15 protein-coding genes are annotated in these 14,042 nt (G+C 61.9%); 5 read left to right on the top strand and 10 right to left on the bottom strand.

Annotated features, from left to right (window positions below; genetic code table 11):
* Positions 1-50 precede the first annotated feature (50 nt).
* Together FN369_RS05850 and FN369_RS05845 are read right to left on the bottom strand one after the other, a co-directional pair.
* Positions 51-971, bottom strand: coding sequence for a vitamin K epoxide reductase family protein (locus FN369_RS05850; RefSeq protein ID WP_142525258.1), 921 nt, complete (start codon positions 969-971; stop codon positions 51-53).
* Between the two features lie 142 nt (positions 972-1,113).
* Entirely contained in the window at positions 1,114-2,637 is a 1,524-nt protein-coding gene (locus FN369_RS05845; protein WP_142525257.1) for a peptidylprolyl isomerase, read from the bottom strand.
* A gap of 222 nt (positions 2,638-2,859) precedes the next feature.
* Here FN369_RS05845 and lnt point away from each other — a divergent pair, with 222 nt between their 5' ends.
* Positions 2,860-4,491, top strand: a complete 1,632-nt coding sequence (gene lnt / locus FN369_RS05840) for an apolipoprotein N-acyltransferase (protein WP_142525256.1) — start codon at positions 2,860-2,862, stop codon at positions 4,489-4,491.
* A 327-nt stretch (positions 4,492-4,818) separates the two neighbouring features.
* Here lnt and FN369_RS05835 read toward each other — a convergent pair whose 3' ends face one another.
* Positions 4,819-5,961, bottom strand: coding sequence for an AAA family ATPase (locus FN369_RS05835; protein WP_142525255.1), 1,143 nt, complete (start codon positions 5,959-5,961; stop codon positions 4,819-4,821).
* 30 nt (positions 5,962-5,991) lie between these two features.
* Here FN369_RS05835 and FN369_RS05830 point away from each other — a divergent pair, with 30 nt between their 5' ends.
* The gene (locus tag FN369_RS05830) at positions 5,992-6,408 is read left to right on the top strand and encodes a hypothetical protein (protein ID WP_142525254.1); all 417 of its coding nucleotides are present in this window, start codon (positions 5,992-5,994) and stop codon (positions 6,406-6,408) included.
* Between the two features lie 17 nt (positions 6,409-6,425).
* On the opposite strand, the gene FN369_RS05825 is transcribed toward FN369_RS05830, so the two are convergent.
* The 6 genes from FN369_RS05825 to FN369_RS05800 all read right to left on the bottom strand — a co-directional run bounded on the left by FN369_RS05825 (position 6,426) and on the right by FN369_RS05800 (position 11,034).
* Positions 6,426-6,998: a phosphoribosyltransferase gene (locus tag FN369_RS05825; RefSeq protein ID WP_142525253.1), complete on the bottom strand. Its 573-nt coding sequence runs from the start codon at positions 6,996-6,998 to the stop codon at positions 6,426-6,428.
* 10 nt (positions 6,999-7,008) lie between these two features.
* Positions 7,009-8,058 carry a bifunctional diaminohydroxyphosphoribosylaminopyrimidine deaminase/5-amino-6-(5-phosphoribosylamino)uracil reductase RibD gene (gene ribD / locus FN369_RS05820; RefSeq protein WP_178087706.1) on the bottom strand — a complete coding sequence of 350 codons (1,050 nt, stop codon included), beginning with the start codon at positions 8,056-8,058 and terminating at the stop codon, positions 7,009-7,011.
* Entirely contained in the window at positions 8,033-8,881 is an 849-nt protein-coding gene (gene ftsY / locus FN369_RS05815; RefSeq protein WP_142525251.1) for a signal recognition particle-docking protein FtsY, read from the bottom strand. The genes ribD and ftsY overlap by 26 nt, the downstream gene beginning before the upstream one ends.
* Positions 8,878-9,306, bottom strand: coding sequence for a transcription antitermination factor NusB (gene nusB / locus FN369_RS05810; RefSeq protein WP_178087705.1), 429 nt, complete (start codon positions 9,304-9,306; stop codon positions 8,878-8,880). The genes ftsY and nusB overlap by 4 nt, the downstream gene beginning before the upstream one ends.
* Before the next feature lie 234 nt (positions 9,307-9,540).
* Positions 9,541-9,948: a 6,7-dimethyl-8-ribityllumazine synthase gene (gene ribH, locus FN369_RS05805; RefSeq protein WP_142525249.1), complete on the bottom strand. Its 408-nt coding sequence runs from the start codon at positions 9,946-9,948 to the stop codon at positions 9,541-9,543.
* Positions 9,949-10,038: 90 nt separating this feature from the next.
* Entirely contained in the window at positions 10,039-11,034 is a 996-nt protein-coding gene (locus tag FN369_RS05800; protein WP_142525248.1) for an acetyl-CoA carboxylase carboxyltransferase subunit alpha, read from the bottom strand.
* A gap of 156 nt (positions 11,035-11,190) precedes the next feature.
* On the opposite strand from FN369_RS05800, the gene FN369_RS05795 reads away from it, so the two are divergent.
* Genes FN369_RS05795 through accD form a run of 3 tightly spaced genes read left to right on the top strand, consistent with a single transcriptional unit; the run spans position 11,191 to position 13,582 of the window.
* The gene (locus tag FN369_RS05795) at positions 11,191-12,042 is read left to right on the top strand and encodes a CPBP family intramembrane glutamic endopeptidase (protein ID WP_142525247.1); all 852 of its coding nucleotides are present in this window, start codon (positions 11,191-11,193) and stop codon (positions 12,040-12,042) included.
* The gene (locus tag FN369_RS05790) at positions 12,000-12,674 is read left to right on the top strand and encodes a ComF family protein (protein WP_142525246.1); all 675 of its coding nucleotides are present in this window, start codon (positions 12,000-12,002) and stop codon (positions 12,672-12,674) included. Before FN369_RS05795 ends, FN369_RS05790 begins: the two co-directional genes overlap by 43 nt.
* Before the next feature lie 17 nt (positions 12,675-12,691).
* Entirely contained in the window at positions 12,692-13,582 is an 891-nt protein-coding gene (gene accD / locus FN369_RS05785) for an acetyl-CoA carboxylase, carboxyltransferase subunit beta (RefSeq protein WP_142525245.1), read from the top strand.
* 17 nt (positions 13,583-13,599) lie between these two features.
* Here the strand turns inward: accD and FN369_RS05780 are convergent.
* Positions 13,600-14,042: AIR synthase-related protein (locus tag FN369_RS05780; protein ID WP_246189583.1), on the bottom strand; the 443-nt coding region annotated here is incomplete at its 5' end.

The raw sequence follows: 14,042 nt of genomic DNA, 5'->3' as shown, positions 1-14,042 counted from the left end.
TCGCCTGGAAATTCTAGCCGAAGGATCGTCCCGCTCCAGGAGCTCCCGGTTCACGGACCGATCGCCGGGTTCCCCCCATTGCCCGGACGTGGGCGAAAACCGGTCAACTCCGCCAGAGTCTCGGGCGTCAAGATTCCCTCATAGCGCCGATTGCCAATCGTCCAGGTAGGAAAAGTCCGAACTCCGATCTCCCGGCAAGGGGCGATGAGTGGGGTTCCACGCCCACCCGGAGCACAATCGATAAAGGGGAGAAGCGACGCCGCTTGGCCGAAGAGCGCACGCTGGAGCCGGCAGTGATTGCACCAAGTCGCTCCGTAGAACTTCACCCCCTTTTTGTCCAAATGCTTTGCGAGTTCCTCGAGCCAACGCAGCTCCTCCCCTTCCTGCTTGGCGATCAAGGCGGCGCGAGCCGCCTGCTCGCCGCGGAGAGCCGAAAAATGGAATAACGCCGCAGACCCGCCCCCAACCGCCAGAACGGCGGGGAGTAGGCCCAACCAAAAGCGGCGATCGGGCTTGGCCCCCGGCCAGAAGAGGAGCAGCAAAAAGAGGAACGAAAGCAGGCCGGCCGAAGTCAGGCAATAGGGGCAGGTCGCCTCGAGGACAAAGAGGGAAACATAGACGAAGAGGATACTCCAAAGCACTCCAAAGAGGAGGAGACTCAAGGCCAATCCGCGGCGAAACGGCGTCCAGCCGAGAGACGAGAGCGCGGCGAGCGCCGTGTAGAGCCCGAATCCGTATAGGCTCACCGGCTGACCGAAGAGCTTCGACCAAGCGCTCGTCAAGACGGCTCCGCAGCCTCCGTCCGCGCTGCAGCCCGCGGGAAGCTTTCCCCACCAGTGCAACCCCGTCAAATAAGCCGTAAGCCCCATCCCGACAAAGCAACCTCCCGTAAAGAGCAGTCGCAGGATCGAGACTCCTCTGTCCCCTTCTTCCGCGGAACTTCCCGCCCCTGCTTCTTTCCGGATCGCCATGGTTGCCGTTACGAATTACGAAGCTTCTTCAGACCGCTCTTGGCCCCACTCCTTCCTCATGCTCCCGCAGCCGAATCGAACGCGGACTGCCTCCCTTCCGAGAAGCAAGCTCGCGGAGAAGGGCACGGCAAGGGAGCGCCGTTCAGGGTTCTTCTCGTCCGGCGGCCGCTAGGCTTCGCGGAACCTGATATCCCGGTTTCCGATTCTGTTCGGTGAGCCACTCCTCCAAGAATGCCTGCTCCCGGCCTCCGCGAAGTCCTTCCTCCAGTTGCCGGAGGAGCTCCTTGCTTTCCGGGACGAGCGGAGCCTCCCGAGACACCAGATAGACGAGCATCCCTCCTCCCGGAACCGGGACAAAGGGACTGAGCTCCCCCGGATCGAGGAGATGGCTCACAAAAGCGATCTCCGCCGCATCCCGCAGATCCTTCGGCGGCTCGGCGGGAACGAAGCGAGTCAGCGTCTCCGCCGCGAGTTGCTTCTCCCGGAGGAGCGCATCGAAGGACTTCCCCGCGGCCAGATCTTTCCGCAGACCCACCGCCAACTCCTTCCCCCGCTCAAAGAGCTTCTCCAATGCCATCCGCTCCGTCAGCTTTTGCCGCACGATCTCACGGAGTTCGGCCTGCGGCCGCGGCCGGCTCGGTTCGACTTCCTTAAGCACCAGCACGCGAAACCCAGCCCCGGACGGCAACGGCTCGCTGATCGGATTTTCCTCGGATAGCCCAAAGGCGGCTTCGGCGAGGGCGGCACCTTCTCCTCCGGGCAGATCCGGAGGTTTTTCCTCCGAGAAAGATCCGATCTCTCGTACCGGAAGCCCCAGCTCCTTCGCTTTTTCGAAAAACGCCTTTTTCTTGACCTCTTCCCGACTCACCGCCACCGCGAAATCCTCCGCCCGCCGCAGGAGTTTTTCTTCCGCTTCCTTCCTTTCCTTCTCCGGCAGCTTTTGCTGTTCCGGGGAGAGAGCAAATTCCACGAAGGCGATCTTCCGCTCTTCGGGAATACGCAGGGAAGGATCGGAAGCGCGAAGCCGCATCTCCTTATCGACTTCTTCCGGGGTTACCGTGACCGACGGAAGAAACTGCTCTTCGCCTAACCGGACCACAAGGATCTTGGCCGGGCCGAACTCCGCCCGATAAACCCGTTCGACCTCTCTAGGGACGACCTGGATCGGTGCCACGAGCGAAAGCTTGACCTGATCGATGAGCAGGCCCTCCCGGACGATCTCCACGAAGCGCTCGCCCTTGATGCCCCGAGAGCCGAGAAAACCGCTCACGAACTGGTTGTAGAGCTCTTCATTGTACTTGCCATCCTTTTGCAAAAATGGAAGCGCCTGAATCGCCCGAACCACCGTATCATCGGGCACAACGCAGTGCAGCCGCTTCGCTTCGGCCAGGAATATGAGCCGTCCCCAAGCGATCTCGTTGAGGAGACGATCCACTTCGCCTTGCCGAGGGAGGCGTCCGCCCGAAAAGAGCGCCATCTCGATCTCCGCCGCCTGACGGGAGAGGCGAAACTGTTCCAGCGACACACCCTCTCCGGCGATCTTCCCGACCGCACCGCTCCGTAATCGGCTCAGAGCGGGGACGTTGTAAAAAAGAAGGAAGGAGAGACCGATCAATCCAAGAATCAAGACGAGAAAGCCCGAGTGCGAGCGGAAGATTTTGAGCATAAATGCGGCGACCGATCCTTTTCGGCAATCGCCGATACCATAGCGCTCTCCCAAAAAAAAGCCTCGATCGCAAAATTCCCGGCATTCCTTTCTTCTCTTCGCGGGGAGCAACCCCTGCCGAACCTTCCCTATTCCTGATTTCCTTCTCCAAGGCGGTTGCTCCGAAAATCTCTTTCCTTCGAGCCCAGAAGGGGGATACAAAAATCGGGAGCTGCTCCTTCCGTGGATCCGCTTTCCACTCCCCCCCTTTCTTTCTTCCCCCCGTCGCTCCGTGACCCCCAAAGGAGAATTTCGCTCCGCTTCGGTTCCGCGATCGGCCTCTGTCTTCTTTCCGGCCTCCTCCTTGCTCTCTGCTTCCCTCCCCGGGAGTGGTCCGGACTCGCTTGGATTGCCCTTCTTCCCGCTATGGCGGCCTCCCGGCTCCTGGCAAGTTGGCGGTGGCGCTTGGCCGGAGGCTATCTGCTGGGTCTCCTCTTTTTCGGGGCCACGCTCTGGTGGATCGGCAAGGTCACGATTGCCGGCACGATCGCACTCGTTCTCTATCTTGCTCTCTATCCCGCCTTCTGGCTCGTCCTCTGCGGCCTTTGGACATCGGGCCATCCCCCCTTCCGTCCCAAGGACAATCTGCTTGCTTCGGCATGGCTGGCTTCATCCTGGGTGGCCCTCGAATGGGTCCGTGGATGGTTGGGAGGGGGATTTCCTTGGAACACCCTCGGCGTCTCCCAGTTTCAAGCTCTCGTCTTCGCCCAAACGGCACGCCTGGGGGGAGCCCTCCTCCTTTCCTGGCTTCTCGTCTTCGGCAATGGACTTCTTTTTTTCACCGGCCTCCGTTTCCGGGCGGAAATTCGGGGAGAGCAGAAGCGGGCCCTGCACTTCGACCTCGCCGCAGGCGTCCTCCTCCTGGCAGGAGCCGCCTCCTACGGGCTCTTCGTTTTGATCTCGCCCCCGACCGAGGTCGCCGGGACGCTCCGCTACGCGCTGATTCAACCCGCCGTTCCGCAGAGCGTGGAGAACCCGTTCGATCCCCAGGAAGCCATCGTCCGGGAAATCACCCTCACCGAAAGCGCCAGCCAAGCAAAGCCCCAACTCATCGTCTGGCCGGAAAGCCCGATCGGTGCCGACCTTCTCTCCACCCCTTCCCTTCGCGTGCCCCTCCTCGCCTGGGTCGGCTCCTCGGAATCCTGGCTCCTTTTGGGAACCCCTCGCATGCAAGGCGAGCGCCTCTACAACGAGGCCCTGCTCTTCGAGCCAAAAGGCCGCTCCCTGCAAACCTATGCCAAGAACCGGCTCGTTCCTTTCGGGGAGTTCGTTCCATTCGGCACCCGCTTCCCCATCCTCCGGAACCTGGTCCCCTTCGAGCTCGAATTTTCTCCGGGGGCCGCCCCGGGGATCTTCCAGCTCCAAAACCCGCCGGCACGCATCGCCCCGCTCATCTGCTTCGAAGACACCTTCTCTGACTACGCTCGTCGCTTGGCCCGGCAAAATCCCGATCTTCTCGTGAACATCACCAACGATGGCTGGTTCACCGGCACTCCCGGGGCACGCCAGCATCTGGCCAATGCCGTCTTCCGCACGATTGAGCTCGATCTTCCGCTTTTGCGCTGCGGCAACACGGGGATCACGGCCTTCCTCAATCAGAATGGAGCGGTCGTCGCTTCCCTTCCTGAGGCGGGCCGAAGTCCCGAGGGAGGCGAAGGCATCCTCTTCGGTACAGCCCAATGGCACCGCCCGCGCCCCACTCTCTACCGGGCCGCGGGCGACTGGATCGCCTGGCTTTCGGGAGCGGTCCTTCTTTTTGGAATTGCTTCCGCCTTGCGGAGGCGGAAGACCCCTCCGCAGCCAAGAACGACTTGAGCCGCGTCAAGGAGCAGAGAGCCGGCGCAGCCCTTCAATCGCGCGCCGCAGGCTTTCCGAGCGCCGAGCCGCCCGGTCCGGCTGCCAGTCTTTATAGACGAAATCGATCATCCGCCCTACATACCCCGGTCCCATTTTCCGTCCGCTGCGCGGCCTCGGGACCATGTCCTCGCGAACGTCCCGGTCCTCCGCTTGGCTCGCGAGCCTGACCAATTCGGCTTTCGGGTCTGGCAGCCTTTCCGGATCCGGGGGCACCGCGGTCCGGTCGACTCTCAAGAACCGAGAAACCCTCGACAGCAGCGGAAATAGTGAGCCGGTTGAGCACCGTCAAGGATCGAGCTGTAAGCTCAATTGTTCCGCCTGCTGAGGAGCCGTTTTGGGAAGAATTGCCTCCGCCAAGGTATTGCCGCCCTCCAGCAAAGCGGGAATCTCTGGAAATGCTTTCGCCTGCTTGATCTCGGTACCTTCGGCGGAAGGAAGAAGCAAGAGGACTTCGTCGAGCCCGATCCCTGGGTCTCGCAGCAAGTCTTGGGAATGCGTGCTCAGGAAGATCTGCCGCCCTGTCTTTCGTTGCACTCGGGCCAGCATTTGCGGCAAAGCCCGAACGATCGCCGGGTGAAGGGAAAGCTCCGGCTCCTCGAGCAGCAAGGGTCCCCCCTTTTCGAGGATGGCCCACAGAAGTCCCATAAGCCTCAAGGTGCCGTCGGAAAATTGGCTCTCCGCTTGCCAAGCTCCTCGAGGCCTCCAATGCTGGTACTTGCCTCGCAGATGCGGCGTCCCGCGATCCTCCCGCTCCATCTTGATCTCGACAAGCTGAGGAACGGCAATTGACAGCGCTTTCTGGATCTGCCCCAGCCGAGATTTGCGGCTTTGCTCCCGGGTCTTGGCGATCTGCTCGAGAAAGTCCCCTCCGAACGGGTCATTCGCTCGCCCGACCGACCGTTCAGGCTCACGCACCAGTTGTGGGACGATGTGTAGATAACGGACCGAGGCAAAAAAAGTGGCGATCTCCCGGAACTCCTGATTGACGTTGACCTGCTCAAGGTAGGTTTGCGTGAGGCGTTCGGGATCTCGCTTGTCATCGCGGTTGGGCCGGTCGAGCAGCACCTTGCCGTCGCGCTCCACCCTTTCTTTTTGGACCGAGGGAGGGCGCTGCTTGTCCTCATTGAAGCCGAGTTCGTAGGCCCAGCGCTTTCCCTCGGTCGTCTCGAGAGTCGCATGAATTTCAACGTTGGGATTGCGGCGGGCCGCCAGACAGCGGATCGCGCTCACTCCGCCACGGCGATCGATCGCCTCGCGAAAACCGCCGCCGGGCAAGGCGAGATCCCGAAGGAAGCGAAAGGCGTCGAGGAAATTGGACTTTCCCGAAGCGTTAGGTCCGACCAGAAAGAGCCTCTCCCCAATTTCAACGTCTGCGCCGAGGAAGTTTTTCCAGTTCTGAAGTTGCAGCCGGCAAAACTTGAGGCTCATCGCTTACTCGGATCGTTCCCCGCGTGCACCATGCTACCCAAACTCTCGGTGGCTTATATGTGCCATGGGAAGCAGGGCTCGTCGATCCCTGATCCACCGCTCCGTTCGGCGTCGCTGCTTTTTGAGGGAGCAGGCAAGCTCTTAGGACTCTCCCAACAAGCGCAATCCCAGCGCCGCGCCGGCGGTACGCATTTCCTCAACGAGAGTGGCGATCGGAAGCTCACACCTCGCGGCAAGTTCCACCTAGGCGGCATCACCGACGGTCAGTTGAAAGCGATCGGCGAGTTCCAGCAGCGCCGTCCAAGCGTTGGAACCCGTGTAAGCGTCCACGGCGATATGCAGGAAGGCCAGACCGACGTCATGGCTCGCGTCGAATCGGCCTCTGAGGCTGCCGAGAGAACTCCTACTCTCGAGACGATTCCCGTGCAGCTTCGTGGCTCCGTCTAGAGCGCGGCGGGAGACGGCTACTTCTCCGGAAGAACCGTCTCTTCCGCGAGCACTCGAATGGAGCGCAGCCCCCGGTAGCGGCCCTCGTAATCGAGTCCGTAGCCGATCACAAACCGGTCGGGAATCTCGAAGCCGATCCAGCGGGGCACTGGAGCTCCGGCGGTCCGAGCCCTCCGCTTGGCAAGGAGAACGCAATAATCCACTTTGCAAGCCCCCAGAGCGCGAAGCCGCTTCTCGACCGCCAGCAAGGTGCAGCCGCTATCGAGGATATCGTCGACTACCAGGACCGCACGGCCGGCGAAGTCTCCCCTCTCCGCTTCCAATCCCTCCGGAAAGCCGGTCGAAACGGTTCCTCGATAGCTCTGGACCCTCCAGAACAGAACCTCGGTTTCGGGAGGGAGCTCCCGAAGAAGATCCGCAGTGAAGAGGAGGCTTCCGTTGAGAAGACCGAGAAGAGTGAACGGGGTCGAGGAATAAGCGGTCCGGATATCGGCTCCGAGCGCCTTCACCCTCTGCCGAATTGCTTCTTCCGACAGGAGCAGGCGACCGATTTCCGATTCGAGCCTCTCCTCCGCTGATTCTCTTTCCACGCCCCTCTCCTTATTGCAGCGCCTCGGTGCACTCGCTCCGAATCCCGCGAACGAAAAGATCGTCGCCCAGCTGCTTGCATTCCCTCAAGCGGAACCGCTCGCCCAGGAGCCGGTGCGGCGGATCGACCGACAGGGCCCCCTCTCCCAGGATCATCGGACAGAGGAAAAGAGCGATCTCGTCGATCAGTCCCTCGGCCAAAAGGCTTCCCGCCAGCTTTCCGCCGCCTTCCACCAAGACCCGCTGCACACCTCGTCGGCCCAGCTCTGCGAGAAGCAGGGGGAGAGGGAAATTTTGAAAGACCAACGTTCGCTCCCGCAATGGATCGGTCAACAGCCCCAAACTGGCCGGGATGCGTCCGCTTCGGCTTACCACCACGCGCCATGGCTGGATCTTCTCCTTCCGGCCAGGCAAGCGGACGCTGAGTTTTGGATCGTCCCTACGAGCGGTTTCGGCACCGATCAGGATCGCATCCGCCTCCCAGCGGAGCCGGTGGGCCATCCTCCGCGAAGCGGGACCGCTCAGCCAGCGGCTGTCGCCCGGACGCGTCTCGATCCGCCCATCCAGGGAAAGAGCGCTTTTTTGGACGACCCATGGTCTTCGGCTGGTGATCCAACGAATAAACGGCCGGTTGAGATCCCGCGCCTCTTCTTCCAACAATCCTTGCTTCACCTCGATTCCTTCAGAGAGGAGTCGCGCCAGCCCCTTCCCCTGGTGGAGGGGATTGGGATCGATCATAGCCACGACGACGCGCTTCACTTTCTCTTGGAGGATTCGATCGACGCAAGGGGGGGTGCGTCCATAAGTAGAACAGGGCTCGAGCGTCACGTAGAGCGTGGCTCCCCGTGGGTCGCAGCCCTTTCGGTGAGCGTCGTCGAACGCTTCGATCTCTGCGTGAGGAAGGCCGGCGCGGCGATGGAATCCTTCGCCCAACACTCTTCCCTCTCGAACCAAGACCGCTCCCACTGCCGGGTTGGGACTTACGGTACCATACCCCTTGCGGGCGAGAGTCAAGGCCCTCCGCATGAAGCGGATCTCAGCCTCCGAAAAACTCGTCGACATACCGATCGGCATCGAACTCCTCGAGGTCTTCGAGCTTTTCGCCGATGCCGACGAAGACCGTAGGCAGTCCCAACTCTTCCTTGACCGCCGCGATCATCCCTCCTTTGGCAGAGCCGTCGAGCTTGGTCACGATCAGCCCCGAAAGACCTACCGCCCGATGAAATTCCGTCGCCTGCGACAAGGCATTGGAGCCGACCGTGCCGTCGACCACGAGCCAGACATGATGAGGGGCCTGGGGATCCCTTTTGGCCAGGGTTCGCCGGATTTTCGCCGCCTCCAGCATCAAATTATTCTTCGTTGCGAGGCGGCCCGCCGTATCGACGATGAGCAGATCCGCCTTTTCTTCCTCGGCCTGCGCATGCGCCCGGTAGGCTACACTTGCCGGGTCCGCTCCCGGATTTCCGGCGACGAAAAGCGTGCCGATGCGCCGAGCCCACGCTTCGAGCTGCTCGACCGCTGCGGCCCGAAAGGTGTCGGCCGCGGCCAGAACGACCCGCTTTCCCTCCTTTCCGTAGCGAAAAGCAAGTTTGGCCGCCGTCGTCGTCTTTCCGCCTCCATTGACCCCTACAAGCAAGATCACCACGGGTTTCTCCGAATGGGCGACCTTCGGAGGGTCGCCGGCCAGAATCGATCGCAACTCCTGGCGAATCCGCTCCTCCCCTTCCGGCGGCTTGCGAAGCAGGCCCTCCTCGCTCAACATCCGGGTCAGCCTGCCCGTCAGGGCCAGCCCCAGATCGGCCTCGAGCAATAGGGCCTCCCAGTCGACCCTTTCCCCTCCGCCCGCCGAAAACTTTTCGACCAGCTTCCGCCAGAAGCCCTTCATCCCTCCCCCCCTTCCTGCACCGCCCGAAGAGGCCGGTTCACGTCGCGCAGCGCCCGGTCGAGCACCCCATTGACGAATCTCCCCGACTCCTCGCTGCTCAACTGCTTCGCCACCTCCACCGCTTCGTTCACCGAGACGATCGGCGGAATCTCCGCCCGGTAAAAAAGCTCGTAGAGGGCTACGCGGAGGATGGCTCGATCGACGGCCGCCAGGCGTTCGATCTGCCAATTCTCCACATATTCTTCGATCCGCGCATCGAGCGCAGCCACATGATCGATCGTCCCCAGGATCAGCTCCTCGGCGAACTGGCGGACCGCGCCGCTCGCCGGGCTAAGCGCCCAAAACTCTTCCAGGCTCTTGCGGGAAGGCGGCTGCTGCCGCATCCCCCACTGGTAGAGGAATTGCACGGCCCGCACCCGGGCCATTCTCCTTGGAGACATCCTTTCTTCTTTCCTAACCACTCCGAGTCCACCGCAACCTTGGCCTACTCTCCGAAAACTAGCAAGCGAGCCGGCGCTCCTCGCAGATTGCCCATTCGAGGCTTTGCCCGACGACCAAGACGGGAACGAACCGGAGGCTTGCCCCCAAATCGTCCCTGGGAGCATCGTGAGAGCCCATCTCCGGACGGGCCGAAAGGGGAAACCGCCAAGGCATGCTCGCTAGATCCCGTTCGGAAGCTCGGCCACGGCAAGAGCCGCGCGGGCTCCCTCCTTTCCTCGGGAAAGCGTTCCGGAGGTTCTCTCCCAGGCTTCGGCCTCCGTCTTCACGGAGAGGACCTCATGGATCACCGGAACATCCTCTTCCAGGGAAATCCTCATGAGGGCATCGGTGACCGCCCGCAGAATCTCTTGGGCGTGGGCGGTCTCTCCCTGCCAGACCACGCCGAACGCCAAAACGGCGTTGTACTGTCCGGTCCGAGCCAAGCGCTTGACCTGGAGCGGAATCTCGAAACTTCCCGGTACACGGCAGAGGGTAAGGTCGTGACCCTGCAGCTCGGCTTCCGCCGCGGAAACCAGCGCGTCGCAATACTCCTTATGATAGCTGCTCGCCACGATCGCAAAACGCATGCTTTCTCCTGATCCGTGTCCGGGCAAGCCGAGTCCGCTGCTCCTTCTCGCTGCATCGTCACTTCCGACGGCACGCGAAGTAGCAATCATTCATGAGATGGAGAGGAGATCCTTTCCCTCTGCCCAGACCCCGTATCGCCGAAACTTCTCGTATCTCTCCCGAACCAGCTCCTCCACATTGCGGGAGGAGAGCTCATCCAACACCCTTCGCAGCGCCTCCTCGAGCAATCGGGCCGCCGCGTCCCAATCCCGATGAGATCCGCCTTCCGGCTCCGGGACGATCCCGTCGATCAAGCCCATCCCGTGAAGATCCTGAGCCGTCAACCGCAAGGCTTCGGCCGCCTGGGGAGCATGCGAGCGGCTCTCCCACAGGATCGCCGCGCACCCTTCCGGCGAAATGACCGAGTAATATGCATTTTCCAGCATGAGAATTCGATCCGCCACGCCGATTCCGAGGGCTCCCCCGCTTCCTCCTTCCCCCAAGACCGCCGCCACGATAGGCACCGGCAGCCGAGACATCTCCACTAGATTCTGGGCGATCGCCTGACCGATGTGGCGCTCTTCCGCCCCGACTCCCGGATAGGCTCCGGGCGTATCAATGAACGCCACGATCGGAAGCCCGAAGGTGGCCGCCAATCGCATCACGCGCAGCGCCTTGCGATACCCCTCCGGATGGGGACAGCCGAAGTTACGCCACAGATTCTCCTTGAGGTTTCGCCCCTTTTGTTGACCGATGAACGCCACTCGTCGTCCGGCCAAGGTAGCCAATCCGGCGACCATCGCGGGATCGTTCCCGAATGCCCGATCTCCCCCGAGCTCCAAGAAACCCGGAGCCAACCGCTCCAAGAAGTCGAGGGTATAGGGTCGCTGGGGATGGCGGGCGATTTGCACCCTCTGCCACGCAGTCAAACTCGCGTAGAGGGAATGGCGTGCTTCCGCCAATTTCTTTTCCAAGCTCGCAACCTCTGCTTTCCGATCGGCCGAGTCGTCCTTCACTCGAGCCTTCAGATCCTCGAGGCTGCGCTCCATCTCCCAGATCGCCTTCTCGAACTCCAGGGGCGTTGTCGTCACCTTCTCTAGAAGCATAGGGGGAGGAGGATCCTAGCGCATTAGAAAAAATGCAAAAGAGTCCGTGCCTCCTCGGAAGAAATCTTCCGTTTCTTGCTCTGTTTGGGGCAAAGGGGGCCTCTGTCCAATTCTGCTTGCGAGACGTCTCTCTTCTTCGAATGCTCGCGATCGCCCATGTCTTCGAGCGAACGAGACGCTTCTTCGCTTCCGGCCTTTCTCGCCTACCTCGCCGCCATCTTCCTGGCCGCCGCCTTGCTGAGCCCCGCCGTCCATGCGCTCCTAAGCCCTCTCTATCCGGCCTCCCCCGAACGCTATTTTCGCCGCGTGCTCGAGCTCTCGGCTCTTCTCCTCTTTTTTTTCTTCCGAAAAAAGATGGGCATCCGCTCTTGGCGGGATGTCGGCTTCTCCCGGCCCGTGCTCGCTCCATTTCTTCGAGGCTGCCTGCTCGGGCTCGTCTCGGGCTTGACCTGTCTCTTGCCTCTTCTGGTTTCCGCCCTCCTCGACCACGACGTCGGTCTCGAATGGAACCCCGTTTCCTTTCTCGCATGGACGGGAAGGGGTCTCCTCGTAGCCGTCTCCGAAGAAATCCTCTTCCGAGGAATCTTTTTCACCGCTCTTCTGCGCGCAATCGGTCCGTTTCCGGGACTCCTCGCCAGCGCTCTCCTGTTCTGCCTCGCCCATTTCCTGCGAACCTCCTCGTCGGTGCCGGAAAGCCCTCTTGCCTTTCTCTCGGGCTGGAAGCTCCTCTCGGCCCACCTTGCACCCATTCTCTCCTTTTCCTGGTTCGATCTCCACGGGCTTCTCCTTTTTTCGGTGGGAGCGGCGCTCGCCGCGGCTTACCTCGCTACCGGGACGCTTTGGCTTCCCATCGGGATCCACGCGCTCTGGGTCGCCCTCCTCTACGGCCTGGCGGCGAAGGCCAATGGATCCCCGCCGTTTTTCCTCTGGAGCTCCTCCGTGATCGCCCTTTTCGGAGTCTTGTTATGGATCGGTTTTGGACAGCATCGGCCTGGGCGCACCGCCTAGCTGGCGACCTTCTCGACCTTCTCTTTCCGCCCCGCCCGGCGGAAGAGAGTCTCCGCGAGCTTCTGCCGCCCTTTTGCTTCCGTTGTTCCGCTCCGGGATTCCTTCTCTGCCCGAGCTGCCAGGAAATCCTCCCCGCCTTTCTCTGGGCCCGCGCCCCCTACCGCTACTTCGGAGCGGTAAAACAGGGAATCCTCGAGCTCAAATACGGGAAGCAGATCGATCGCGTTCCCTGGCTGGCCGACCTGCTCGAAATCGGCTTCCGGACCTATGCCGCTTCCTTCCGTTGGGATGCCCTGGTTCCCGTCCCGCTCCATCCCGTTCGAGAGCGATCGCGCGGTTTCAACCAAGCCGCCGAGATCGCTCGAGAGCTCGGCAAGCGGCAGGGCATTCCCGTAAAAAAGGTCCTCCTCCGGGTTCGGCCTACCCCGCCCCAAGCGGCGCTGCCCAGATCGGAACGGAGGAGCAACCTCGCCCACGCCTTTCGGCCGCAAAGGAATTTTGACCTTGCCGGCAAAAACCTGCTATTAATAGATGACGTCATCACCACAGGAGCGACGGTACGGGAGTGCGCGGCCCGGCTCTGCGAGCTCGGCGCCGCCTTGATTTGTGTGCTTGCCGTCGCTCGTTCCTAACAGAATCCGCCCTCCCCATGAACAAGAGCCACGATCGCACCCGAGCGCCCCGCATCCCCTCCGGACCGAAACGAGAGATCCCCAAGGGGCTTTGGATGAAGTGCCCTCAGTGCGAGCAAATTCTCTACACCAAGGAGTTGGAGCAGAATCAGCGGGTCTGCAAACATTGCCAGCACCATTTCCCGCTCCCGGCTCGGGAACGAATCCTCCTCCTCACCGACCCCGGCAGCTTTACCGAATGCGACAGTTCCCTCTCTTCGGTCGATCCTCTCGGTTTCCAAGGAGTCAGGAGCTATGCCGACAGGCTGGCGCACTATCGGAAGGAAAGCGACCTAACGGAGGCGGTGATTTCCGGAGTGGGGCGAATCGAAGGAAGGGCGATCTCCCTCGCCGTGATGGACTTTCAGTTCCTCGGCGGGAGCATGGGCTCCGTCGTGGGAGAAAAGATCACGCGGGCGATCGAGCGGGGCGCTCGCGAAAGGCTGCCCGTCGTCATCGTCTCGGCTTCCGGGGGAGCCCGCATGTACGAAGGCATGCTCAGCCTCCTACAGATGGCGAAGACTTCCGCCGCTCTCGTCCCCCTCCGCGAGGCTCGGATGCCCTATCTTTCGATTCTGACCAACCCTACGATGGCGGGGGTGACGGCGAGCTTCGCCTCCCTGGGAGACATCATCCTGGCCGAGCCGAGGGCGATGATCGGGTTTGCCGGTGCCCGAGTCATCCGGGAAACCACACATCAGGAGCTGCCGAAGGGGTTTCAAACCGCGGAGTTCCTCTACGAGAAAGGGCTGATCGACCAGATCGTCCACCGGCACAGGCTCCGTTCCGTGATCTCGGCCTTCCTCAGCTACCTGGCCCCCTCCGGGGAATCGGGCGGCCCTCCGGCGGAGGCGCGCGAAGCGACGTAGCGGCTTTTCTTGCCTCCTTAGCGGAACTCGGCGTCCGGTCGCAGGATCTCCGAAAGGGCGCCTTTCCAAAGGCGCTCAAGCTCGGCCAGTTCCACTTCCAGCCGTTGGCCGCCTTGTTCGAGTCGGAGGCTCGAACCGGTGATCCGTCCGATGCGCAGGATTTCGATCTCCCGCCGAGCACACTCCTCCTCGACCGCCGGGAGATCCTCCGAGGAAACGGTGATGAGCACCCTCCCCTGACTTTCCCCGAAGAGGAGATCCTCCGCCGCCATCGAGACCGGCAGGGAGAGCTCGGCGCCCCGGATTTCCGGTCCGGCCAAAGACGATTCGAGCAAGGCGATCGCCAATCCGCCGTCGGAAAGATCGTGCGCGCTCCGCACGAGCCCCTTGCCGATCAGGGATCGGAGAGAGGAAGAAAGAGCGCGCTCCCGCCGTAGGTCGACCGCGGGAGCCGGCCCCC

Origin of the sequence: Methylacidimicrobium cyclopophantes (assembly GCF_902143385.2) — a bacterium.
In the GTDB taxonomy this organism is placed as follows: domain Bacteria; phylum Verrucomicrobiota; class Verrucomicrobiia; order Methylacidiphilales; family Methylacidiphilaceae; genus Methylacidimicrobium; species Methylacidimicrobium cyclopophantes.
This window is presented reverse-complemented; position numbering and strand designations above follow the sequence as displayed.

Excerpts from the sequence above, each read along its gene's own strand:
- FN369_RS05850 (WP_142525258.1), bottom strand. The coding sequence starts at position 971 with ATGGCGATCCGGAAAGAAGCAGGGGCGGGAAGTTCCGCGGAAGAAGGG.
- FN369_RS05845 (WP_142525257.1), bottom strand. The coding sequence starts at position 2,637 with ATGCTCAAAATCTTCCGCTCGCACTCGGGCTTTCTCGTCTTGATTCTT.
- FN369_RS05835 (WP_142525255.1), bottom strand. The coding sequence starts at position 5,961 with ATGAGCCTCAAGTTTTGCCGGCTGCAACTTCAGAACTGGAAAAACTTC.
- FN369_RS05830 (WP_142525254.1), top strand. The coding sequence starts at position 5,992 with ATGCTACCCAAACTCTCGGTGGCTTATATGTGCCATGGGAAGCAGGGC.
- ribD (WP_178087706.1), bottom strand. The coding sequence starts at position 8,058 with ATGTCGACGAGTTTTTCGGAGGCTGAGATCCGCTTCATGCGGAGGGCC.
- ftsY (WP_142525251.1), bottom strand. The coding sequence starts at position 8,881 with ATGAAGGGCTTCTGGCGGAAGCTGGTCGAAAAGTTTTCGGCGGGCGGA.
- nusB (WP_178087705.1), bottom strand. The coding sequence starts at position 9,306 with ATGGCCCGGGTGCGGGCCGTGCAATTCCTCTACCAGTGGGGGATGCGG.
- ribH (WP_142525249.1), bottom strand. The coding sequence starts at position 9,948 with ATGCGTTTTGCGATCGTGGCGAGCAGCTATCATAAGGAGTATTGCGAC.
- FN369_RS05800 (WP_142525248.1), bottom strand. The coding sequence starts at position 11,034 with ATGCTTCTAGAGAAGGTGACGACAACGCCCCTGGAGTTCGAGAAGGCG.
- FN369_RS05795 (WP_142525247.1), top strand. The coding sequence starts at position 11,191 with ATGTCTTCGAGCGAACGAGACGCTTCTTCGCTTCCGGCCTTTCTCGCC.
- FN369_RS05790 (WP_142525246.1), top strand. The coding sequence starts at position 12,000 with ATGGATCGGTTTTGGACAGCATCGGCCTGGGCGCACCGCCTAGCTGGC.
- accD (WP_142525245.1), top strand. The coding sequence starts at position 12,692 with ATGAACAAGAGCCACGATCGCACCCGAGCGCCCCGCATCCCCTCCGGA.